The sequence below is a fragment of the Streptomyces sp. L-9-10 genome (assembly GCF_004151105.1).
In the GTDB taxonomy this organism is placed as follows: domain Bacteria; phylum Actinomycetota; class Actinomycetes; order Streptomycetales; family Streptomycetaceae; genus Streptomyces.
The window spans coordinates 19,907-42,038 of record NZ_PHRF01000120.1; the positions used below are offsets into that span (position 1 = coordinate 19,907).

At 71.2% G+C, this 22,132-nt stretch carries 20 protein-coding genes; 9 read left to right on the forward strand and 11 right to left on the reverse strand.

Translation table 11 applies throughout. From position 1 onward, the window contains the following. Positions 1 to 220: 220 nt before the first annotated feature. Positions 221 to 775, reverse strand: a complete 555-nt coding sequence (locus CU044_RS28150; RefSeq protein ID WP_129771580.1) for a YbaK/EbsC family protein — start codon at positions 773 to 775, stop codon at positions 221 to 223. A gap of 44 nt (positions 776 to 819) precedes the next feature. Beyond that, positions 820 to 1,392 (reverse strand): XRE family transcriptional regulator, encoded by a 573-nt coding sequence (locus tag CU044_RS28155; protein WP_129771644.1) that lies wholly within the window; start codon positions 1,390 to 1,392, stop codon positions 820 to 822. A gap of 586 nt (positions 1,393 to 1,978) precedes the next feature. Between CU044_RS28155 and CU044_RS28160 the strand changes: the two genes are divergently transcribed. The 5 genes from CU044_RS28160 to CU044_RS28180 all read left to right on the forward strand — a co-directional run bounded on the left by CU044_RS28160 (position 1,979) and on the right by CU044_RS28180 (position 6,571). Beyond that, positions 1,979 to 3,805 (forward strand): ATP-binding protein, encoded by a 1,827-nt coding sequence (locus tag CU044_RS28160; RefSeq protein ID WP_129771581.1) that lies wholly within the window; start codon positions 1,979 to 1,981, stop codon positions 3,803 to 3,805. A gap of 118 nt (positions 3,806 to 3,923) precedes the next feature. Continuing rightward, a complete protein-coding gene (locus CU044_RS28165; RefSeq protein WP_129771582.1) occupies positions 3,924 to 4,343 on the forward strand; it encodes a roadblock/LC7 domain-containing protein in 420 nt (139 codons plus the stop codon). Beyond that, positions 4,340 to 4,699: a DUF742 domain-containing protein gene (locus tag CU044_RS28170; protein WP_129771583.1), complete on the forward strand. Its 360-nt coding sequence runs from the start codon at positions 4,340 to 4,342 to the stop codon at positions 4,697 to 4,699. The genes CU044_RS28165 and CU044_RS28170 overlap by 4 nt, the downstream gene beginning before the upstream one ends. Further along, the gene (locus tag CU044_RS28175; protein ID WP_129771584.1) at positions 4,680 to 5,294 is read left to right on the forward strand and encodes an ATP/GTP-binding protein; all 615 of its coding nucleotides are present in this window, start codon (positions 4,680 to 4,682) and stop codon (positions 5,292 to 5,294) included. The genes CU044_RS28170 and CU044_RS28175 overlap by 20 nt, the downstream gene beginning before the upstream one ends. Then, positions 5,291 to 6,571 carry a cytochrome P450 gene (locus tag CU044_RS28180; RefSeq protein ID WP_129771585.1) on the forward strand — a complete coding sequence of 427 codons (1,281 nt, stop codon included), beginning with the start codon at positions 5,291 to 5,293 and terminating at the stop codon, positions 6,569 to 6,571. The genes CU044_RS28175 and CU044_RS28180 overlap by 4 nt, the downstream gene beginning before the upstream one ends. 80 nt (positions 6,572 to 6,651) lie before the next feature. Here CU044_RS28180 and CU044_RS28185 read toward each other — a convergent pair whose 3' ends face one another. Then, on the reverse strand, positions 6,652 to 7,872 hold the full coding sequence (locus CU044_RS28185; protein WP_129771586.1) for a cytochrome P450: 1,221 nt from the start codon (positions 7,870 to 7,872) through the stop codon (positions 6,652 to 6,654). Between the two features lie 161 nt (positions 7,873 to 8,033). Here CU044_RS28185 and CU044_RS28190 point away from each other — a divergent pair, with 161 nt between their 5' ends. Then, entirely contained in the window at positions 8,034 to 8,564 is a 531-nt protein-coding gene (locus CU044_RS28190) for a gamma carbonic anhydrase family protein (protein ID WP_129771587.1), read from the forward strand. Between the two features lie 94 nt (positions 8,565 to 8,658). Here CU044_RS28190 and CU044_RS28195 read toward each other — a convergent pair whose 3' ends face one another. Both CU044_RS28195 and CU044_RS28200 read right to left on the reverse strand, forming a co-directional pair. Beyond that, on the reverse strand, positions 8,659 to 9,312 hold the full coding sequence (locus CU044_RS28195; protein ID WP_129771588.1) for a DedA family protein: 654 nt from the start codon (positions 9,310 to 9,312) through the stop codon (positions 8,659 to 8,661). Between the two features lie 63 nt (positions 9,313 to 9,375). Continuing rightward, entirely contained in the window at positions 9,376 to 9,828 is a 453-nt protein-coding gene (locus CU044_RS28200; protein ID WP_240045891.1) for a DUF4442 domain-containing protein, read from the reverse strand. Positions 9,829 to 9,922: 94 nt separating this feature from the next. On the opposite strand from CU044_RS28200, the gene CU044_RS28205 reads away from it, so the two are divergent. Both CU044_RS28205 and CU044_RS28210 read left to right on the forward strand, forming a co-directional pair. Beyond that, entirely contained in the window at positions 9,923 to 11,017 is a 1,095-nt protein-coding gene (locus CU044_RS28205) for a hypothetical protein (protein WP_129771589.1), read from the forward strand. Between the two features lie 56 nt (positions 11,018 to 11,073). After that, positions 11,074 to 12,414, forward strand: a complete 1,341-nt coding sequence (locus CU044_RS28210; RefSeq protein ID WP_129771590.1) for an MFS transporter — start codon at positions 11,074 to 11,076, stop codon at positions 12,412 to 12,414. Here CU044_RS28210 and CU044_RS28215 read toward each other — a convergent pair. Then, complete coding sequence (locus tag CU044_RS28215; RefSeq protein WP_129771591.1) at positions 12,376 to 13,221, reverse strand: fused MFS/spermidine synthase; 846 nt, start codon at positions 13,219 to 13,221, stop codon at positions 12,376 to 12,378. The genes CU044_RS28210 and CU044_RS28215 overlap by 39 nt on opposite strands. Before the next feature lie 97 nt (positions 13,222 to 13,318). Continuing rightward, complete coding sequence (gene tuf / locus CU044_RS28220; protein ID WP_129771592.1) at positions 13,319 to 14,488, reverse strand: elongation factor Tu; 1,170 nt, start codon at positions 14,486 to 14,488, stop codon at positions 13,319 to 13,321. 336 nt (positions 14,489 to 14,824) lie between these two features. On the opposite strand from tuf, the gene CU044_RS28225 reads away from it, so the two are divergent. Continuing rightward, on the forward strand, positions 14,825 to 15,553 hold the full coding sequence (locus CU044_RS28225) for a VTT domain-containing protein (RefSeq protein WP_129771593.1): 729 nt from the start codon (positions 14,825 to 14,827) through the stop codon (positions 15,551 to 15,553). A 17-nt stretch (positions 15,554 to 15,570) separates the two neighbouring features. On the opposite strand, the gene CU044_RS28230 is transcribed toward CU044_RS28225, so the two are convergent. The 4 genes from CU044_RS28230 to mutA all read right to left on the reverse strand — a co-directional run bounded on the left by CU044_RS28230 (position 15,571) and on the right by mutA (position 21,872). Further along, entirely contained in the window at positions 15,571 to 16,635 is a 1,065-nt protein-coding gene (locus CU044_RS28230) for an enoyl-CoA hydratase/isomerase family protein (protein ID WP_129771594.1), read from the reverse strand. 104 nt (positions 16,636 to 16,739) lie between these two features. After that, positions 16,740 to 17,735, reverse strand: coding sequence for a methylmalonyl Co-A mutase-associated GTPase MeaB (gene meaB, locus CU044_RS28235; RefSeq protein ID WP_129771595.1), 996 nt, complete (start codon positions 17,733 to 17,735; stop codon positions 16,740 to 16,742). 4 nt (positions 17,736 to 17,739) lie between these two features. Beyond that, positions 17,740 to 19,989, reverse strand: a complete 2,250-nt coding sequence (gene scpA, locus CU044_RS28240) for a methylmalonyl-CoA mutase (RefSeq protein WP_129771596.1) — start codon at positions 19,987 to 19,989, stop codon at positions 17,740 to 17,742. Continuing rightward, on the reverse strand, positions 19,989 to 21,872 hold the full coding sequence (gene mutA / locus CU044_RS28245; protein ID WP_129771597.1) for a methylmalonyl-CoA mutase small subunit: 1,884 nt from the start codon (positions 21,870 to 21,872) through the stop codon (positions 19,989 to 19,991). The genes scpA and mutA overlap by 1 nt, the downstream gene beginning before the upstream one ends. Positions 21,873 to 22,132: the final 260 nt, after the last annotated feature.

The window sequence follows — 22,132 nt, forward strand, 5'->3', positions numbered from 1 at the left end:
GACAGACCATCGCGATGCGTACGTCCTGGGCCGAACTCGTCCATGCAGACGATGACTTCGGGCTCGCCGCGCAGGTTTTTCAGCCCCCGTTCCTCCCGGGGCCCAACGCTTCTGCTCTCCGGGTCCCGCCGTCGGACAGCCGCACGCTTGTCGTCCTCGTCCGACCCTCGATGAGATCCGTCGACGTCAACTGTCAGATCGGCTGCTTCCCGGATCTCGGTCAGACGCCCAGGCCCTCCAGAACCACCGCGCCCGGCAGGCCGCCGAAGATCTTGCCCGGGACGATCAGCTTGCCGCGGCGTCGGCCGCTGCCGATCAGGACCCATTCCGTGTCGAGCACCGCGGAGTCCACCAGCAGCGGCCAGGACGCGGGCAGTCCGATCGGCGTGATGCCTCCGTACTCCATGCCGGTCTCGCCGACGGCGGTGTCCATCGCGGCGAAGGAGGCCTTGCGCGCGCCCAGTTGCCGGCGGACCACGCCGTTGACGTCGACGCGGGTACGGGAGAGGACCACACACGCCGCGAGCGTCGACTCGCCGCCCCGCTTGCCCGCCACGACCACGCAGTTCGCGGACTGGTCGAGGAGTCCGGGGCCGTGGTGCTCGGCGAAGACCGCCGTGTCGGCGATCGCCGGGTCGGTGTCGACGTACACCAGCTGCTCGGCGGGGACGTCGCCACTCCAGGCGCGCACGGCGTCGGCGACGGGCGGCGTCAGTTCTTCGAGGCAGTCAAGGGCCGGTCTGGCGTTGTCGAAGTTTCCCACGGGAGCGCGCATGGACAGTACGCTAACAGCCGTCCCACCAGCACGGACCGGGTGTCTCAGCGTGCGGGCGGGATCGAGACGGACATGATCATTTCGACGGTCTCGGTGCCTTCGTTGCGGTAGATGTGCGGCACGTTCGCCTCGAAGACCGCCGAGGCGCCCGCCGGTACGGTGTGCGCCTCGCCGTCGACGACGAGGGTCAGTGCGCCGGTGGTCACATGCAGCAGTTCGGCGGTTCCCGACGGATGCGGGTCGGAGGAGCTGGAGTCCCCCGGCCGCAGGATCCACTCCCACAGTTCCAGCGGTCCGCGGGCCTCGGTGCCGACGAGCAGCGTGGTCCGGCTGCCCGCGGGCGTGGACCACATCCGGACGGCCTGGCTCTCCGGCACGATCCTGACCTGCGGGCCCTGCTCGTAGTCGAGGAGGGTCGTGATCGAGACACCGAGCGCGTCGGCGAGCTTGACCGTGGTGCCGACGCTGGGGTTGGTACGAGCCTGCTCGATCTGGATGATCATCCCGCGGCTGACCCCCGCCCTGGCCGCCAAGGCGTCGAGGGTGAACCCCCGTTCACCGCGCCAGCGCTTGAGATTGCGGGCGAGCGACTGCGTGAGCTGGTCGAGGTCCGACACGTTCCGTCCAATATTCAATGAGGAAGTGCAATGGGCCGCACTATGGTGTGGTACACCCCACCGTTCATCGCACTGTACTGCGAGGCCCCGCGCGACCGCACCCGCCGCCCTGACCACGCGGCGACACCCCGGAGCGACGTACGGTGAGGCTCACCCCAAAGATGAGTGCCCCCGCGGTCCCCGGAGCGGGCTCAGGGCGGCCAATATGACCGTACGGTTGGCTGAAAGCAGTTGACCACACCGAGCCTCAACGGACCGTCGGCGGGCGTCCGGAGCTCCGAACGGGCATCAGTATCCCGGCTTCGGGCACGGCAGACGCGGATTTCGCGCATATGACAGGGGCTACAGCGGTTCACCGTATCTACCATGCCTCTCCTGGCCGGTGGGTGACTTCGGGACGAACTCCCCCGTTGAGTGGGCTCCAGCCGATCTGTGTGTTCCATGAGCTCGCGGCGTGGTTAGCATGAGCGCCACATGTGGTGCGGAAGATCGCCGTCCCCATCGGTGTCAGATCCCGCCCGTGCGGCCGAAGCGCGCTGGTCGGCCGTCTATATCCCCCGCACTCAAGCACCCGAGGGACCGCGGAATGTCAGTGCCTGTCGCCCCCCGCCCGCGCCGCATACGCAAGGCACGGTCTCTGCCGCTCGCCGTACCCCTGGGTCTGCTGGTGGTGGCCGCCGCGGCGGGAGGCGCCGTGGCCGCGACGGCGCCCGCGGCGGCCCGTACCTGGGTGGCCGCCACCGTCGCCACCGCCTGGCTGTGCCTGGCGGTCACGACCGTCACCTCCGCGCTGCTGCTGCGCCGCGGCCGGCGCGGAACGGCCACCGCCGAGCACGAGACGCGGGCCGCGCAGACACGGCTGACCCAGCTGGGCGCGGAATCGGCGCACCTGCTGAACGTGACGCTGCCCTCGGTGGTCAAGCGGGTCCGGGACGGCGTGGGCGCCGACGAGACGCTGGTGTCCATCCCGGGTCCGTCCGATCCCCAACTGCGGCGCCTGCTGGAGATGTTCACCACCGAGGTCGCCGACTCCGCACGGCGTTCGGCCGACGCGTCGGCCGAACGCGACAGAGCCGTCGCCCAGCTGACGCGGGCCGCCGACGAGCTGGATCTGCTCACCTCCAAGACGCTTCCCGACGCTCTCGGCGGCCTGCGCTCCGGCGGTTCCGCGGACACCGTGCTCGGCACCGTCGAACAGCCCTCCGACCCGCGGCTGCGGGTCCTGCTGGACACGACGGTCCGGGACTTCGCCATCAGTGAGCGACGGGCCGCGGCGGCACAGGCCGCCAGCGCCAAGGCGCTGAGCCGGGTCCAGGCGAAGGCCGTGAGCATGCTCGCGGATCTGCGCGAGATGCAGGACCGCTACGGCGAAGAGGTCTTCGGGGACCTGCTCAAGCTCGACCACAACACCTCGCAGCTCGGACTGCTCACCGACCGGCTCGCCCTGCTGATGGGCGGCCGCGCGAGCCGCGCCTGGAACAAGCCGATCGGCATGGAGAGCATCCTGCGCGGCGCGGTGGGCCGGATCTCCGCGTACCAGCGGGTCAGACTGCACTGTTCGAGCCGCGCCGCGATCGCCGGATTCGCCGCCGAGCCCGTCATGCACCTCCTCGCCGAACTCATGGACAACGCGGCGAACTTCTCCCCGCCGATCGACGAGGTCCATGTCTATGTCGAGGAGCGCACCGCCGGGATCGTGGTGACCATCGAGGACAGCGGGCTGAAGATGGCCGCCGCCGCGATGCGGCGCGCCGAGGAGTCCGTCTCGGGACGGGTCACCGACCTGGCCATGCTCCAGGGCACCCGGCTGGGTCTCGCCGTGGTCGGCCGGCTGGCCGCCAAGTACCACATCAGCGTCAACTACCGGCCGTCGTCCCGTGGCGGTACGGGCGTCGTGGTCCTCTTCCCGCCGCAGCTCATGGCCCAGCAGCGCGGTGTGGCCCCGGAGCAGTCCCTGCGGCGCCCGGCCCCGGCCGCGGAGGCGGCGGCTCCCGCCGCCCCGCCGGTCACTCCGGCTCCCCGGACCCCGGCGGCCCCGCCCCGCTCGTCCGCCCCGTCCGCCCCGTCTGCTCCGGCGGTCTCCCCCGCGCTGCCCGCACCGTCCGCCCCGGTGGACGGCCCCCGCGTGGCGACGCCCAACGGTCTCCCGGTCCGTCCGCCCGGCCGCACCATGGCCGCCGCCGACCGGGGCCGGCCGCAGCCGGAGTCGGAGCGCGAGGCCGTACAGCCGGGCCGTGACGCGGGCTCGCAGTTCGGGGCCTTCCACCGTGCGCGCCGCGCCTCGGAGGACCGGCCGGGCTCCGGCGACGCCACCGGCGGGGCCGGCACCGCCGGCACGTCCGGCGCCGACGACGTGTCCGAAACCGGCGGTACGCGGGGACCTGACGGCACATCCGGGACTCCGGCCGAATAAGGGCCGCCCTCTCCCCGTACGGCGCCCGGGGTCTTGGCGCCCTTCCCCACCCGGAACGCGAGATTGGAGGCACGGGCAGGTGACCGGTCCGCCGGGTACCACCCGCCCCACGCACACCATGCAGACCACTGACAACAGCCTGACCTGGCTCCTCGAGAGCCTGTTGGAACGCACCCCCGGCACCCGGCACGCCCTGGTGCTCTCCCGTGACGGGCTGAAGCTCTGCTGGAGCCGTCATCTCACCCTGGACCAGGCCGACCAGCTGGCGGCCATCTGTTCCGGCATCCAGGCGCTCGCCCAGGGCGCCTCGGTGGAGTTCGGCAACGGCACCGGCGGTGTACGGCACTCGATGACCGAATTCCACGGCGGGCTGCTGTTCATCGTGGAGGCCGGGGACGGAGCGCATCTCGCGGTCGTGGCCGAGGACGGTGCCGACCCGGGTGTGGTGGGCCATCAGATGACCGAGCTGGTCGAGCAGATCGGTGAGCATCTGCGGGCCGAGCCACGCGGGACGGTCCAGGAGAGTTCCCCGTCATGACCCCCCGCCGGCCCGTCGACACCGGGGATCCCGACCGGCTGTACACCGTCACCGGTGGCCGCAGCCGGGTCGACGACGACTCGTTCGATCTGGTCACCCTGATCGTCAGCGAGTGCGAACCGACGTCGGGGATGCAGTCGGAGCACGTCCGGATCCTGGAACTGTGCCGCCATCCCACGGCGGTCGTCGAGATCTCCGCGGAGCTGAAGCTGCCGGTGACGGTGGTACGGATCCTCCTCGGTGATCTCGTCGCGACGGGCCGGATCACCGCCCGGCATCCCCGTGCGGCACGCTCCGCCGAGCTGCCCGACTCCGCCCTTCTGAAGGAGGTGCTCCATGGACTCCGCAACCTCTGAGCTTCCGGCCCGTACCCCGCTGGCCGACGCCGCCGAGACCGGTCTGAAGATCGTCATCGTGGGCGGATTCGGGGTGGGCAAGACCACCCTCGTACGGTCGGTGAGCGAGATCCGGCCGCTCAACACCGAGGAGGTCATGACGCAGGCCGGGATCGGTGTCGACGAGACCGCCGGGCTGACCACCAAGACCACCACGACCGTCGCCTTCGACTTCGGCCGGATCAGCCTCAACGACCGCATGGTGCTCTATCTGTTCGGGGCGCCCGGACAGGAGAGATTCTGGTTCCTCTGGGACCGGCTCTTCTCGGGCACGCTGGGCGCGGTCGTCCTCGTCGACACCCGGCGGATGAGCGAGTCCTGGTACGCGATCGACCGGCTGGAGCACCACAGGACACCGTTCGTCGTCGCGGTCAATCGCTTCGACGACGATGTCTCGGCATTCTCACTGGCGGAGATCAGGCAGGCGCTCTCGCTGCCGGATCACGTCCCGCTGATCGACTGCGACGCACGGGTGCGTTCGTCCGGCAAGAACGTACTGATCACCCTCGTGGACCACCTCTACGAACTGGCCATGGCCCGGGAGATGACCCCATGACCGATTCCGCGGACCCCTCCCCCGACCACGCCGTCCCGCCGCCCGGCTGCCCCGCGCACGCCGGCGTGCAGGACGAGGCCGTGGCGCTGAGCGGCCTGGAGTACCAGCAGACCCCGTCCCAGCTGTACCGCACCCTGCGCAGGGAACACGGCGCGATCGCGCCCGTCGTGCTCGACGGGGGCATCCCCGCCTGGCTGGTGCTCGGCTATACCGAGGTCTCGTATGTGACCAGCCATGACGAGCTGTTCGCCCGTGACTCGCGGCGCTGGAACCAGTGGCCGTCGATCCCGCCCGACTGGCCGCTGATGCCGTTCGTCGGCTATCAGCCGTCGGTCATGTTCGCGGAGGGCCCGGAGCACCAGCGCAGGGCCGGCGTGATCACCGACGCGCTGGAGGCCATCGACCAGTTCGAACTGGCCCATACCTGCCGCGGGATCGCCGAGGGGCTCATCGACGACTTCGCCGGCAGCGGCAACGCCGAGCTGATGACCGCGTTCGCGCACGCGCTGCCGATGCGGGCCGTGGTCCAGCTCTGCGGGATGCCGGCCGACGGCGTCGACACCGACGACCTGGTCCGCGATCTGCGGATCTCGCTGGACGCCGCCGAGGGCGATGACCCCGTCGCCGCCTATGTGCGGGTGATGGAGCGGATGCGGCAACTGGTCAAGGACAAGCGGGACCAGCCGGGTTCCGACCTCACCTCCCGGATGCTCAGCCATCCGGCCGGGCTGACGGACGAGGAGATGGTCGTCGACCTGATCACCGTCATCGCCGCCGCGCAGCAGCCGACGGCCAACTGGATCTGCAACACCCTGCGACTGCTGCTCACCGACGACCGGTTCGCGCTGAACGTGTCCGGCGGCCGGCTCAGTGTGGGGCAGGCGCTGAACGAGGTGCTGTGGCTCGACACCCCGACACAGAACTTCATCGGCCGGTGGGCGGTGCGCGACACGCAGCTCGGCGGCCGGCACATCAAGGCGGGCGACTGTCTGGTCCTGGGGCTGGCCGCGGCCAACACCGATCCGCAGCTCTGGCCGGAGGGCCATATCGGCCAGGAGAACTCCGCGCATCTGTCGTTCAGCAACGGTGAGCACCGCTGCCCCTACCCGGCCCCGCTGCTGGCCGATGTCATCGCGCGCACCGCGGTCGAGACGCTGCTGGAGCGGCTGCCCGACGTGGTGCTCGCGGTCGAGCCGTACGAGCTGACGTGGCGGCCGTCCATCTGGATGCGGGGGCTGACCGCGCTGCCGGTGAGCTTCACCCCGGTCGTGCAGTAGCGAAAGCCGTACCGGCCGTACGCCCGCGGGCGTACGGCCGCCGGGCCCGGTCGTTCCGGGCCCGGCGGAGGCCGTCAGTCCTAGGCAGGGGTGAAGCGCACGGGCAGTGTCCGCGGTCCACGGGTGAACACGCCCTGTTCGACCGGGTCGAACCCGTCGGCGAGACGGATGTCCGGCATGGCGTCGAGCAGTTGGTTGACGCCGGTCTCGACCTCCGCCTTGGCCAGCAGGGCGCCGACGCAGAAGTGCCGTCCGAGCGCGAAGGCCAGGTGGTCGGCCGCCGCGGAGAACGCGGTCGTCGTGGTCAGGTCGTCCCGGAAGATATTGAAGCGGTCCGGCTCCTGGTAGCGCGAGCCGTCACGGTTGGCCGCGCCGATCAGACAGGTGACCGTGGCTCCCGCCGGTATGGTGCCCCCGCTCACCTCCACGTCCTCGGCGGTCTGCCGCATGATCATGTGCACCGGCGGGGTGAACCGGAGCGTCTCCGCGAAGGCCCGGTCGATCAGCGTACGGTCCCGCTGTACGGCCGCCAGCTGGTCGGGGTGGAGCAGCAGATTCGCGAAGACGCTGGCGATCGCCTTGTCGGTGGTCTCACCGCCGGCCGCCAGCAGCAGGCTGCAGAACGCCTTGATGTCCTCGTCGCTCATCCGGACGCCGTCGACCTCGGCGGCGCAGAGCGTGGAGAGCAGATCGTCCCCGAGGTTGTCGCGCCGCTCGCGGATGATCGGCAGCATGTACGCGGCGAACTCGACGCGGGTGCGCTCCCCGGCCGCCGCGACCTCCGCGTCGCCGGAGAGGTTGCCCAGGAAGGCGATGACCGCGGTGTACCAGCCGTGGAACCGGGCGTGGTCGGCCTTGTCGAGGCCCAGCATGTCCGCGATGACGTTGACGGGGAAGCGGGTGGCGTAGTCCGCCACCAGATCGGCGGATCCGGTGTGCCGGAAGGCGTCGATCAGTTCACGGGAGTTGCGCTCGACGACCGGCAGGAACTTCTCGCGCAGATCGCTGCCGCGGAAGGCCGGAGCGACCAGTGCCCGGCGTACGGCGTGTTCCCGGCCGCTCAGCTGGAGGATCGTCTTGCCGTGCACGGGCTCGATCTGCCAGTCGTAGTTGTCGGTGGTGAACTCCGACTCCTTGTCCTTGAAGGCGTGTTCGACGTCCTCGTAGCGCGAGATGATGTAGCTCTTGGTGGCCTCGTGCCAGATGAGCGGTGCGCTCTCGCGCATCGCGCGGTAGGCCGGATACGGATTCGCGGCGAACTCGGGCGACAGAATGTCGGGGACCTGATGTGCGGTGGCCATGGAGCTCCTCGGTCAGTACCTGGCCCGATCGATAACGGGCGACTCAGCCAAGGTTATTGATCAACCGTCATCAGATACAGCCATCGGCGAGCCGGACCTGAGGTCAGTGTGCCTGGAGTGGTCGCTTACGGTGTAACTCCGATCAGCACGGAGGAGACGTCATGACGGAACGGGCACTGATCACCGGAGTGGGCGGGAAGGTCCCCGGCGTCGACCCCGCCGCGTTCACCGCGCCGACGTCCGTGGTGGTCGGCGACGTCACCGTGGCGGCGGGTGCGAGCGTCTGGTACCACACCGTGCTCAGGGCCGACTGCGGGCCGATCGTGGTGGGCGCGGACAGCAACATCCAGGACAACTGCACCCTGCACTGCGATCCCGGTTTCCCGCTCACGGTCGGCGAACGCGTCTCGGTCGGTCACAACGCGGTGCTGCACGGCTGCACGGTCGAGGACGACGTACTGATCGGCATGGGCGCCACGGTTCTCAACGGCGCGCACATCGGCGCGGGGTCACTGGTCGCGGCGCAGTCGCTCGTACCGCAGGGCATGCGGGTGCCGCCGGGCTCGCTGGTCGCGGGGGTGCCCGCCAAGGTCAAGCGCGAGCTGACCGAGGAGGAGCGGGCGGGGATCAGGCTGAACGCGGCGGGCTATCTGGAGCTGGCGAAGGCACACCGCGAGACGCACGGGGACTGACGGGAACGGCAGCGGCTGCCGGAGAAAGGCCGGCCAGAAAGCTCGGGCAGAAAGCTCGGCCGGAAAGGCCGGTCAGCAAGCTCGGCCGGAGAGCTCAGTCCGCGGCGGGTACGGGATCGGGCTCGCCCGCCGAGGGCTCCCGCTCCGCGGCCTTCTTGGCACGGTTCCTGAGGATGAGCATGGACGCGATCCCGATCAGCACCGCGAGCAGCAGGCCGAGCCAGGAGAAGCGCTTGAGCCATGCCTCGGCGACCACGCCCACCGAGTAGACGACGGCGGTCGTACCGCCCGCCCAGACGATGCCGCCCAGCACGTTGGCGATCAGGAACTTCCAGTACGGCATGCGCAGCACTCCCGCGAGCGGCCCGGCGAAGATCCGCAGCAGGGCGACGAAGCGGCCGAAGAAGACGGCCCACATGCCCCACTTCTGGAACGACCGCTCCGCCATGGCGATCTGGGCCTCGCCGAAGTGCTTGGGGAACTTCGCACCGAGCCGGGCGAGCAGCGGCCTGCCGCCCTTGCGGCCGATGGCGTAGCCGATCGAGTCGCCGATGATCGCGCCGGCGGTGGCGCAGGCGCCGAGGATGTACGGGTTGATGTCGCCGTGCTGGGAGGCGAGCAGCGCCGAGCTGACGAGGACGATCTCACCCGGCAGTGGGATACCGAGGCTTTCGAGCCCGATGACCACCCCCACCAGGAGATAGACACTGACCGCGGGAACGGTCTCCAGCCACTCCTGGACGTGCACCGCCGGTTCCTCTCGTTGTTTCCGCTGCCCGGTGGGCGGGTGAGGTGAGGAATCCGGCGGAGGTCAGGAATTCGGGCGAAGGGTCCAGACCACGGTCATCTCTCCGGTGACCGCTCCGTCCTCTCGGGTGAGGGTGACGGCCACCGGGAATTCGGGCCGCTCACCGGCGTCCAGCTCCGCGACGACCTCCGCCGCTGGCCGGCCCAGCGTGGCGGTGGCCGTGACGGTCCCCTTGGCGAGTTTCTTATAGCCGATGTCCGCCTTGACGGCGAGCGGGACCGCGCGCTGGAGCTGGTCGCCGAAGGCGGCGAGCACGATGGCGCCGCTCGCCGACTCGGCGAGGGTGAACATCGCCCCGGCGTGCGGTCCGCCGACGTGGTTGTGGTAGTCGGGCTGGTCGGGCAGCCGGAGGACGGCCCGTTCCCCTGTGGTCTCCAGAAACTCCAGTCCCAGGGTCCTGACCATGGGAACGGTGGCGGCGAGCATCGCGCCGACGGACATCTGATCTGCGGTCATGGAGGGCGATGTTACCTGTGAGTAGGATAGCTTCACCATCCCCTGACAGGGCGGACGTGGCAGCCGCTGCGGGGCCCCTCTATCGTTACTCGCCATGTGGCCAGGACAGCAGCCGCCCGGGGGCGAGCAGAACCCGCAGGACCAGAATCCCAATCCGTACCAGCAGCCGGGGTACCACCAGCCGAATCCCTATCAGCAGCCGGGATATCAGCAGCCGGGCTACCCGCCGCAGCAGCCCGGACAGGAGCAGCCGGGATATCAGCAGCAGCCCGGCTATCCGCAGCAGGGATACCAGCAGCCCAACCCGTATCAGCAGCCGACCGTGCCGCAGTACCCCGTGGCGGGTCAGCCCGGTCCGCCCGGTCCGGGACCGGGCGGGAAGAAGAACACGACGGTCATCGCTGTCGTGGCCGCCGCGGTGGTCGTGATCGCCGCCGCGGGCACCGCGTTCTTCGTGATGGGCGGGGACGACAAGAAGAGCGACAGGGCCGACGACGCCAAGGCGTCCTCCTCCGCGTCCCCGGACGGCGGGCCGTCCGCCGACCCGTCCGCCGACAACCCCCGGGACGGTTCCGTCGCCAAGCCGACGATCGAGGGCTGGAAGGTGGTGACCAACCCGAAGTACGGGACGCAGTTCGATGTTCCGGCCGACTGGGAGGTCGACAAACCGGGCGTGATATCCGGCTTCGAGGACGCCAAGAAGGGCGACGGTTCGCCCGTCGTCACCTTCTCCGCGCCCGCCTTCTACAAGTCCAAGTGGTGCTCCCAGGACACCGACAAGGACGGCAAACTGGAGGACAGCAGCCTCGGCGGCACCGGCACCAAGGGCGGCAGGGGCGCCAAGGACACGGCGACGGGCGCGCGGAGCGAGGCCGGCAGCTGGGTCTGGGCCGCGTTCGCCCAGGAGGAGTCCGAGGCGTCGCTCAAGAAGAACGTCACGGTCAGCGAGTCCGAGGCGTACACCACGACATCAGGGCTCAAAGGCCACTTCGCGACCGCGGCGGCCACCGGCCTCGCCAAGAAGAACAAGTGCGACACCGACGGCAAGTCGATCGCCTTCACCTTCGCCAACGCCAAGGGCGACTTCTCGACCTGGGTGCTCATCGCCAACAAGAACGTGCCGGACGAGATCCCGGACGCGACGATCAAGAAGATCATGAGCACCGTCCGGCTGGCCGGGGCCTCCTGACCGGATCGGCACAAAACCGGTTGGCACGGGGCAGCGGCCACCGGGATAGTCCCGTAGTGACCTCTCCCTCCGATGCCGACGCCGACGCCGGCCCGCGACGCCCCCGCCGTCCTCACCGCCCCGCGTGGGCCGGCCGTAACTACACACTGCTGACCGCCGCGGCGATCGCCACCAATCTGGGCAGCCAGGGCGCGCTGATCGCCTCGGCGTTCGCGGTCCTCGATTCGGGCGGCGACGCGGGCGACGTGGGGCTGGTGGCCGCGGCCCGTACGGTTCCGCTCGTCCTCTTTCTGCTGGTCGGCGGCGCGCTGGCGGACCGGCTGCCCCGGCACCGGGTGATGGTCGCCGCCAATGCCGTCAACTGCGTCTCGCAGGCCACCTTCGCCGCCCTGGTCCTCACGGGCGACCCGCGGCTGTGGCAGATGATGGTGCTGGCCGCGCTGGGCGGTACGGGCCACGCCTTCTTCAGTCCGGCCTCCGAGGGCATGCTGATGGCCAGCGTCAGCGGCGAGCAGGCGGGCCGCGCCTTCGCCCTCTACCGGATGTCGATGCACGGCGCCGGGATCGGCGGCGCCGCCCTGGGCGGGGCGCTCATCGCGGTGATCGGCCCCGGCTGGGTGCTGGCCGTCGACGCCGCCGCCTTCCTGGTGGCCGGGGCGCTGCGCGCCTTCCTCGATGTCAGCCATATCCCGCCGCGCGCGCCGGGCGCCGGGATGGTCAGCGATCTGCGCGACGGCTGGCGGGAGTTCATCGGCAGACCCTGGCTCTGGTCGATCGTCGTCCAGTTCGCGGTGGTCAACGCGGTCGTCGTGGCGGCCGAGGCGGTGTACGGGCCGCTGGTCGCCCGCGACGAACTCGGCGGGGCGGGCCCCTGGGGCCTGGCGCTCGCCGCGTTCGGCGCGGGCACCGTGGGCGGGGCGCTGGTGATGATGCGCTGGAAGCCGCGCCGGCTGCTCCTCGCGGGCACGCTCTGTGTCTTTCCCCTCGCCCTGCCGCCCGCCGGGCTCGCCGTGCCGCTGCCGGCCGCGGGGCTGGTGGTGGTGATGTTCCTGACGGGGCTCTCGATCGAGGTCTTCGGGGTGTCATGGATGACCGCGCTGCATCAGGAGATCCCCGAGGAGAAGCTCTCCCGGGTCTCCGCGTACGACATGCTCGGCTCGATCGGGATGATTCCGGTGGCCACCGCGCTCGCGGGACCGGCGGAGAGCGCGTTCGGGCGCGCGTACGCGCTGTGGGGCTGCTCGGCGCTGGTCGTTCTGCTGACGGCCGCGGTCCTGACCGTGCCGGACGTACGCCGGCTGACGCGCCGCGCCGCCGCACCGGCGGGGACACCGAAGGCCCCCGAGACCTCCGCCGTGTCAGCCGACACTGAAGGCGCCGTCGGGCGGGCGGGGTGACGGTACGGCGCCGCTGTCCCGTACCGGGCTCGCGTCCCCGATGAACCGCCGGAGCGACGCGCCGTGTTCGACCCGGGCGGGGAAGGCGTCGGCGGCGGTACGGCGCGCGAGGGCCGCCGTGTCGATCTCCGTGTGCGAGGCGACCAGGACGGCGTTGCCGAAGCGGCGGCCACGGAGCACCGAGGGCTCCGCGATCAGCGCCAGTTCCCCGAAAGCCGTGGCGAAGGTGGCCAGTTGGGAGCGGAGGAAGCCGAAGGGCGCGCCGTCGGCGAGATTCGCGGCGTAGACCCCGTCCGTGCGCAGCACCCGCGCGGCCTCGCGCGCGTACTCGACCGAGGTGAGATGGGCGGGCACCCGCGAGCCGCCGAAGACATCGCCGACGAGCACGTCCACGGAGCGGTCCTGGGCGGCTTCGAGCCAGTGGCGCGCGTCCGCGCCGTGCACGGTGATGCCGGTGCCGTCCGGTATCGGCAGCAGCTCCGTGACCAGCGCCAGCAGTCCCGTGTCCGCCTCCACCACGCTCTGCGTGGAGCCGGGCCGGGTGGCCGCCACATAGCGGGGCAGGGTGCAGGCCCCGCCGCCGAGGTGGAGCACGGTGAGCGGAGCGCCCTCGTCGCCCGCGCGGTCGACGACGTGGGCGAGGCGCCGTACGTACTCGAACTCCAGATGGGTCGGCTCGTCGAGGTCGACATAGGACTGGGGCGCGCCGTCGACCGTCAGCAGCCAGGCACGCTCCCGGTCCACATCGGGCAGCAGTTTGGCGGTGCCGCTGTCCACGGCGCGCAGGACGGGGATCGCTTCGTTCACGCTCCCATTGTGCGCTCGTACGACGGCCGCGCGCCCGCCTCCCCGGGGTACGGGGAGACGGGCGCCGCCGGAGCGGGTCCGGCCGGGCCGGAGCGGGTCAGAGCAGGGACGTGACCGTGCCGGCGCCGACCGTACGGCCGCCCTCGCGGATCGCGAAGCCGAGCCCCGGCTCCAGCGGGACGTCACGGCCCAGCTCCACGGTCAGGGTGACCGTGTCCCCGGGGCGCGCGACGGCCGTCCCGCCCAGGTCGATGTCACCGACCACATCCGCCGTACGGATGTAGAACTGCGGCCGGTAGCCGCTGGTGACCGGGGTCGTCCGGCCGCCCTCGCGGGCGGAGAGGACGTACACCTGCGCGGTGAAGCGCCTGCTCGGTACGACACTGTCCGGCGCCGCCACCACATGGCCGCGGCGGACCGCGTCGCGCTGCGTACCGCGCAGGAGCAGCGCGACGTTGTCCCCCGCCTCGGCGGATTCCATCGGCTTCCCGAAGGTCTCCAGCCCGGTGACGACCGTCTCGATGCCCGCGCCGAGCACCTCCACCCGGTCGCCGACGCGCACCGTGCCGCGCTCGACGGCGCCGGTGACGACCGTGCCGCGCCCGGTGATGGTGAGGACGTTCTCCACCGGGAGCAGGAACGGCGCGTCCGTGTACCTGACGGGCATCGGCACATACGTGTCGATCGCGTCGAGCAGCGCCTCCACGGCCGCCGTCCAGCGCGGGTCGCCCTCCAGCGCGCGCAGCCCGGAGACCCGGACGACGGGCGCCGCGTCGCCGCCGTACCCGTGCTCGGTGAGCAGTTCGCGCACCTCCAGCTCGACCAGGTCGGTCAGTTCGTCGTCGCCCGCGTCGGCCTTGTTGAGGGCGACGACGATGTGGTTGACGCCGACCTGGCGGGCGAGCAGGACGTGCTCGGCGGTCTGCGGCATGATCCCGTCGAGCGCGGAGACGACGAGGATCGCCCCGTCGAGCTGGGCGGCGCCGGTCACCATGTTCTTGATGTAGTCGGCGTGGCCCGGCATGTCGACATGCGCGTAGTGCCGGGTGTCGGTCTCGTACTCGACGTGCGAGATGTTGATGGTGATCCCGCGGGCGGCCTCCTCCGGGGCCCGGTCGATCCGGTCGAACGGCACGAACGTGCCGGTCCCCCGGTCGCTGAGGACCTTGGTGATGGCGGCGGTCAGCGTGGTCTTGCCGTGGTCGACGTGGCCCATGGTGCCGATGTTCAGGTGCGGCTTGGTGCGCACGTATGCCGTCTTGGGCATGGTTCGCGTGGTTCCTTCCAGGAACTCGAAGCTGAGAGGGACCCCCGGGCCTTGCCGACCCTCCCCCTGCGGGGTCCGCCGGACGATCCGGGAAGGGTCAGCTTCGGGCGCCGCCGAGGGGCGCCACGGGTGCGGGCGCTGCTGCCGCCGCCGCCGCGGCTGCGACTGCCGCGTACGCGAGGGGGAAACCGGCAGCCTCCGGCGCGTCCGCGACTGCGGACGGCGCTGCGGGGAAGGCGTACCGGAACATGTCGCCGATCCTGGCCCATGCCCGCCGTTCACGTCGAATGGTTTTCCCCGCCACGGGAGTTCACGTGGGTCGGTTAGCATCCCCGAATGCTCGACACCGCCCCCAGGCCGGTCCCCAGGCCGGCCCCCGAGCCTTCGCCGGGCCTCGCTGTCCGCTGCTTCCGGGTGCTGCTCTCGCCCTGGTCGCGGTTCGCCCTGCTCATCGCCGTGCTGGCCGCGGCGGGTGCGGCGGTGCTGCTGTACGAGCCGCAGAAGCTGCTGGCCGACGGCTGGCCTCCGCAGTTCAGCGGCGCGACGGCGGTGGTGCTGTTCGCCGTGGCGTACGGGCTGTGCGCCGTCGCGTTCGTACCGCGTCCGCTGCTCAGTCTCGCCGCGGGCGCCCTCTTCGGCTCGGCGTTCGGTCTGCTCGCCGCGGTCGCGGGGAGCGTACTGGCCGGGGCGATCTCCTTCGGGCTCGTCCGCTTCCTCGGGCAGGGGGCGCTGCGGCCTCTGCTGCGGGGCCGCTGGCTGCTGGCGGCCGACGGACAGCTGAGCGAGCACGGCTTCCGGTCGATGATGGCGCTCCGGCTCTTTCCCGGGGTGCCGTTCGCCGCGGCCAACTACTGCGCCGCCGTCTCCCGTATGGGGTGGGCGCCGTTCCTGCTGGCGACCGGGATCGGAACGGTGCCCAACACCGCGGCGTATGTGATCGCGGGCAGCGAGGCGTCGTCCCCGACCTCGCCGATGTTCCTGATCTCGACGGGCTTCATCGTGCTCACGGGAGTGGCCGCGGCGGTCGTCGCCTGGCGTCAGCGACACCGGCTCCGCCGCCGCTGATCCTCTCCCTCACCGGGTCACGGCGTGGCGAGTTCCAGGTCGCCGCCGGGCGGCGGTGCGGAGAAACGCGCCACGTCGGCGTCCGTGACCTCCGCCAGCTCCGTCGGCGACCAGCGGGGCCTGCGGTCCTTGTCGATGACCTGGGCCCGGATGCCCTCCTGGAGATCGGGGAAGGTCAGCGCCGCACACGACGCCCGGTACTCCTGGACGATCACCTGCTCCAGCGTGGCCGTCCGCCGGGCGCGGCGCATCGCGACGAGGGTGGCCTTCAGGGCGGTGGGCGACCGGGTGAGGAGTGTCTCGGCGGCGTCCTTGGCCGCCGGATCCCCGTTGCCACGCAGTCGCTCGATGATCTCCTCCACCGAGCCGGCCGTATAGCAGGCGTCGATCCACTCGCGGTCCGCGTCGAGCCGCCCCTCCGGCGGGGTCGTCGCGTACCGGCGTACGACCTCCCGTACGTCGTCCGCGTCCCGCACCTCGGGCCCGGCGAGCGCGGCGCGCAGTCCGGAGAGCCGGCCGGTGGGTACGAAGTGATCCGCGAGGCCGCACAGCAGGGTGTCGGCCGCGCCGATCGTCTGCCCGGTGAGGGCGAGATGGGTGCCCAGCTCACCGGGGGCCCGGGAGAGCAGGTAGGTCCCGCCGACATCGGGGACCAGCCCGATCGCGGTCTCGGGCATGGCGACGGCGGACCGTTCGGTGACGACACGTACGCCGCCGTGCGCCGAGACCCCGACACCACCGCCCATCACGATGCCGTCCATCAGGGCGACATACGGCTTGGGGTAGCGGGCGATCCGTACGTTGAGCCGGTATTCGTCGCGCCAGAAGGCGTGCGAGGCACCCGCGCCGGTGCGCGCGTCCTCGTGGATCACGCGGATGTCGCCACCTGCGCAGAGCCCGCGGTCACCGGCGCCCGAGATGATCACGGCCGTGACGTCGTCGTCGCTCTCCCACGCGGCCAGTGCCTCGTCGATCGTCCGCACCATGGGGTGGGTGAGGGCGTTGAGGGCGCGGGGCCGGTTGAGGGTGAGGTGGGCGGTGCGGCCCGCGCGGCTGGTCAGCACCGGTTCGTCGTGGGCCATGCTCTCGCTGGTTCCTTCCCTGGGCGGACGCGTCCGTGAGGCCGCGCCCGTCCAGTATGGACACGCCGTCCCGGCGGCTTCCCACCGGTTCCCCCGCGCGGGGATCAGGTACCGGCGGGGCCCGCCAGCGCCTCGATGATCCGCTCCGCGGCGAGCGTCGCGGTCAGTGTCCCGTTCCGCACCTCACGCTCCAGCGCGGGCGCCAGCTCCCGTACGCCCGGGTGTTCGCGCAGCCGGTCCAGAAGGTGGTCGCGAACCATCGTCCACGTCCAGTCGACCTGCTGGTCCCGGCGCTTGCGGTCCAGCCGGCCGTCGGCGCCGAGCACCGCGCGGTGCTGTTCGAGCCGTTCCCACACGGTGTCGAGACCGGTGCCCTCCCGCGCGCTGCAACTGAGCACCGGCGGCGTCCAGGCCGCGTCCGCCGGGTGCATCAGCCGGAGCGCGCCCGCGAGTTCCCGCGCGGCGGAGCGGGCGTCACGTTCGTGCGGGCCGTCGGCCTTGTTGACGGCGATGACGTCGGCCAGTTCGAGGACGCCCTTCTTGATGCCCTGGAGCTGGTCCCCGGTGCGCGCCAGGGAGAGCAGCAGGAAGGAGTCGACCATGTTGGCGACGGTGGTCTCGGACTGGCCGACCCCCACCGTCTCGACGAGCACCACGTCGTAGCCGGCGGCCTCCATGACGATGATGGTCTCGCGGGTCGCCTTGGCCACCCCGCCCAGCGTGCCCGCGGTCGGCGAGGGCCGTACGAACGCGGCCGGGTCCACGGCGAGCCGTTCCATCCGGGTCTTGTCGCCCAGGATGGAGCCTCCCGTCCTGCTGGAGGACGGGTCGACGGCGAGCACCGCGACACGGTGGCCGAGGCCGGTGAGCAGCGTTCCCATCGCGTCGATGAAGGTGGACTTGCCGACGCCGGGGACCCCGCTGATGCCGATCCTGCGGGCTTTCCCGGAGTACGGCAGCAGCTCGGTCAGCAGTTCCTGCGCGAGCCTGCGGTGGTCGGGCCTGGTGGACTCCACGAGGGTGACGGCACGGGCGATGTACGAACGGGAGCCGTCCAGAACGCCCTTGGTGTAGCTGTCGATGTCGATCCGTGGGGGCACGCGCTCACCGCTCTGCGCCGGAGGCGGCGTTCCCGGAAGCGGCGTCCCCGGCCGGAGCCTCGTGCCCCAGCGAGGCCGCCAGCGCGGTCAGCAGATCGCGTGCGGCGTCCGGGATGACCGTGCCGGGCGGGAAGACCGCGGCGGCCCCCGCCCGGTGCAGCTCCTCGATGTCCTGGGGCGGGATCACTCCCCCCACCACGATCATGATGTCCTCGCGGCCCTCCTCGGCGAGCTGTTCGCGCAGCGCCGGTACGAGCGTGAGGTGGCCGGCGGCGAGCGAGGAGACCCCGACGATATGCGCGTCGGCCTCGACGGCCTGCCGCGCCACCTCGGCGGGCGTCTGGAACAGCGGGCCGACGTCCACGTCGAAGCCCAGGTCGGCGAAGGCCGTGGCGATCACCTTCTGGCCGCGGTCATGGCCGTCCTGGCCCATCTTGGCCACCAGGATGCGCGGCCGGCGTCCTTCGGCCCGTTCGAAGTCCTCGACGGCCGCGCGGGTGTGCTCGACGGCCGGGGAACTGCCTGCCTCGTTCCGGTACACACCGGCGATGGTACGGATCTGGCCGGAGTGCCGCCCGTACACCTTCTCCAGTGCGTCGGAGATCTCACCGACGGTGGCCTTGGCGCGGGCCGCGTTCACCGCGAGGCCGAGCAGATTGCCTTCGAGGCCGGGGCGCGAGCCGGCCTCGGCGGCGGCGGTGAGCGCGCGCAGCGCGTCCTGGCAGACGTCCTCGTCGCGTTCGGCGCGCAGCCGCCGCAGCTTCTCGATCTGCTGGGTGCGTACGGAGGAGTTGTCGACCTTGAGCACGTCGATCTTCTCGTCGGTCTCCACCCGGTATTTGTTGACGCCGATGACGGGCTGGCGTCCCGAGTCGATCCGCGCCTGGGTACGGGCCGCGGCCTCCTCCACCCGGAGCTTGGGGATTCCCGCGTCGATGGCCTGTGCCATCCCGCCGGCCGCCTCGACCTCCTCGATGTGCTGCCAGGCGCGCCTGGCGAGGTCGTAGGTCAGCTTCTCGACATACGCGCTGCCGCCCCAGGGGTCGGTCACCCGGCAGGTCCCCGACTCCTGCTGGAGCAGCAGCTGGGTGTTGCGGGCGATACGGGCCGAGAAGTCGGTGGGCAGGGCGAGGGCCTCGTCCAGCGCGTTGGTGTGCAGCGACTGGGTGTGGCCCTGGGTGGCGGCCATCGCCTCGACGCAGGTGCGGGTGACGTTGTTGAAGACGTCCTGCGCGGTGAGCGACCAGCCGGAGGTCTGCGAATGGGTGCGCAGGGAAAGCGACTTGGCGTTCTTGGGGTCGAACTTCTTGACCAGCCGGGCCCAGAGGAGCCGGGCCGCGCGGAGTTTGGCGATCTCCATGAAGAAGTTCATGCCGATGGCCCAGAAGAAGGACAGGCGGGGCGCGAACGCGTCCACATCGAGTCCGGCGCCGAGTCCGGCGCGCAGATACTCCACCCCGTCGGCGAGGGTGTACGCCAGCTCCAGATCGGCCGTCGCGCCCGCTTCCTGGATGTGGTAGCCGGAGATGGAGATGGAGTTGTAGCGCGGCATCTTCTGCGAGCTGTACGCGAAGATGTCGGAGATGATCCGCATCGAGGGTTTCGGCGGATAGATATAGGTGTTGCGGACCATGAACTCCTTGAGGATGTCGTTCTGGATGGTCCCGGCCAGCTTCTCGGGCGGTACGCCCTGTTCCTCGGCGGCCACGATGTAGAGCGCGAGTACCGGCAGCACCGCGCCGTTCATCGTCATCGACACACTCATCTTGTCGAGCGGGATGCCGTCGAACAACTGGCGCATGTCGTAGATCGAGTCGATGGCCACGCCCGCCATGCCGACATCGCCGGTCACCCGGGGGTGGTCGCTGTCGTAGCCGCGGTGGGTCGGCAGATCGAAGGCGACCGAGAGGCCCTTCTGCCCGGCGGCGAGGTTGCGCCGGTAGAAGGCGTTGGACTCCTCGGCGGTGGAGAACCCGGCGTACTGCCGGATGGTCCAGGGCTGGTTGACGTACATCGTGGGGTACGGGCCGCGCAGATACGGCGCGATGCCGGGGTAGGTGCCGAGGAAGTCGAGCCCCGCCACGTCCCGGGCGGTGTAGAGCGGTTTGACGGCGATGCCCTCGGGGGTCTCCCAGAACAGATCGTGATCCGCCCTGCCGGTGTTTTCCTTGACGGCCGTACGCCACTGGTCCTCGGTGATCCCGGCGCTGTCGCCGGGGCCCAGCTCGATCTCGGAGAAGTCCGGGATCCCCATCACGCCACTCCCATCCGGTCGAGGACGGAGGTCAGGACGGCGATCGCGTCGCCGCCCGCGACGACGAAATCGTCGACTCCGGCCCGTACATAGGTCTCACGCTGTTCGCCGGGGCGGCCGGCGAGGAACACCTGGAGCGCGCCCGCCGCCTTGAGGGCCTGCGCGACGGGCGCGGCGCCTTCGGCGTAGAGCGTGTCGCTGGAGCAGATACAGGCGACGGCGGCCCCGCTGCGGGTGAAGGCGTCGGCGGCGGTCGCCGCGTCGACCGTCACCGGGTCATGGACCGGTTCGATGCCGCCTGCCTGGAAGAGGCTGGCGGTGAAGGTGGCGCGGGCGGTGTGCGCGGCGGCCGGGCCGAGGGCGGCCAGGAAGACGCGGGGCCGGGCGCCGGTGGCGGCGAGATGCGCGTCGGAGCGGGCGCGGAGTGCCTCGTACGCCTCGTCGCGGCGTACCACCGGCAGTCCGCCGCCGGGCGGCGCGGGCGCCGGGTCGCGTTCCACCGGGGGCTGTGAGAGCTGCGGGAACTCGCTGACGCCGGTGATGGGTTCGCGCCGCCTGGCCAGCCTGCCCGAGCGCTCCTGCCAGGTGGCCGCGAGCCGCTCGGCGATCAGTCCGTCGTGGAGCGCGGCGCGCTGGCCGCCGGCGCGTTCGATCTCCTGGAACCACTCCCAGGCGGCGTGTGCGAGCTCGTCGGTGAGCCGCTCCACGTACCAGGAGCCGCCCGCGGGGTCGATGACCCGGCCCAGGTGGGACTCCTCCAGGAGGATCGTGGAGGTGTTGCGGGCGATCCTGCGGGCGAAGGCGTCGGGCAGTCCGAGGGCGTGGTCGAAGGGCAGTACGGTCACAGCGTCCGCGCCGCCGACCCCGGCCGCCAGCGAGGCGACCGTGGTGCGCAGCATGTTCACCCAGGGGTCGCGCCGGGTCATCATCACCGGCGAGGTCACGGCGTGCTGGCGCTGCGCCCCGGTGCCGGGCCCCGCGTCGGCGCCGCACACCTCGGCCACCCGGGCCCAGAGCCTGCGCGCGGCCCGGAGTTTGGCGATCGTCAGGAACTGGTCGGCGGTCGCGGCGTACCGGAACTCGATCTGCGCACAGGCGGCTTCGACGGTGAGTCCGGCCGCGGTGAGGTCACGCAGCCAGCCGACGCCGGTGGCGAGGGAGCAGCCCAGTTCCTGCGCGTCGGAGGCGCCGCCCTCGTGGTAGGGCAGCGCGTCGACGGTGATCGCGCGCAGGCCCGGGTACTCCCGGGCGCAGAGCGCGGCGAGTTCGGCGGCCTCTTCCGTAAGGCCCGTCACTTCCCGTCCGGTACGGGCGAGTTCACCCACCGGGTCGGCGCCGAGGGTGCCGCGCGCCGCGTCGCGGGCCACCCCGCGCTCCTCGTACAGCTTCAGCAACTCCCGTGCGGCGGGCCCGAATTCGGCGCCCGCGTCGAGGGCGACCGGCGCGAGGTCGAGATAGACGCCGTCGAGGGCGGCGGCCAGTCCGGACACCGGGATTCCGGCGGAACCCACCGACAGCCAGAGGGAGGTGACCCCGTTCTCCAGGTCGGAGAGCACTGCCTCGTTGGTGCGTACGGGATCGGGGAGCGTATGGCGCTGCCGTACGTCCCAGCCGGAGACCGCGCCCCCTTCGGGTCGGCCGCCTCTGGTGAACGGCGCGAAGCCGGGATAACCGGAGTCCCCGGGCGCGTCGTCGGCGGTGTACAGCGGACGAGTGGTGAATCCGTCCTGGAGCGCGGTGGACAGCGCGTCCTCGGCGGCCGGCCCCGAGAGATCCCGACCCGACTTGCGCAGCACGCCTGCCACCAGGCTCTGCCACTGCTCGCGGGTCGCATCGGGGAACTCGGCGGCCAGGGAAAGCCCGTCGTCAGGGAGGACCGTCATGCCCAGATATTAGGGCAGCCCGGCGAACCAGCAGCAGAGCACAACGCTGTGACCTTGCCCTCGCCCAAATGACTTGAGTGTAGGTCATTCATGGCGCGAGATATGCGCGAGGCGGACCCGAACCGGACGCGACCCGCACCCGGTACGAGCACCCGGGACAAGCAGGGGCCACCCACGTCCCGTCACCCTCAAGACGCTACGCTGCCCACCACCACATCAGCGAAGAGCCGGCATGAGTAGGACTACTCACCCCTCCATAT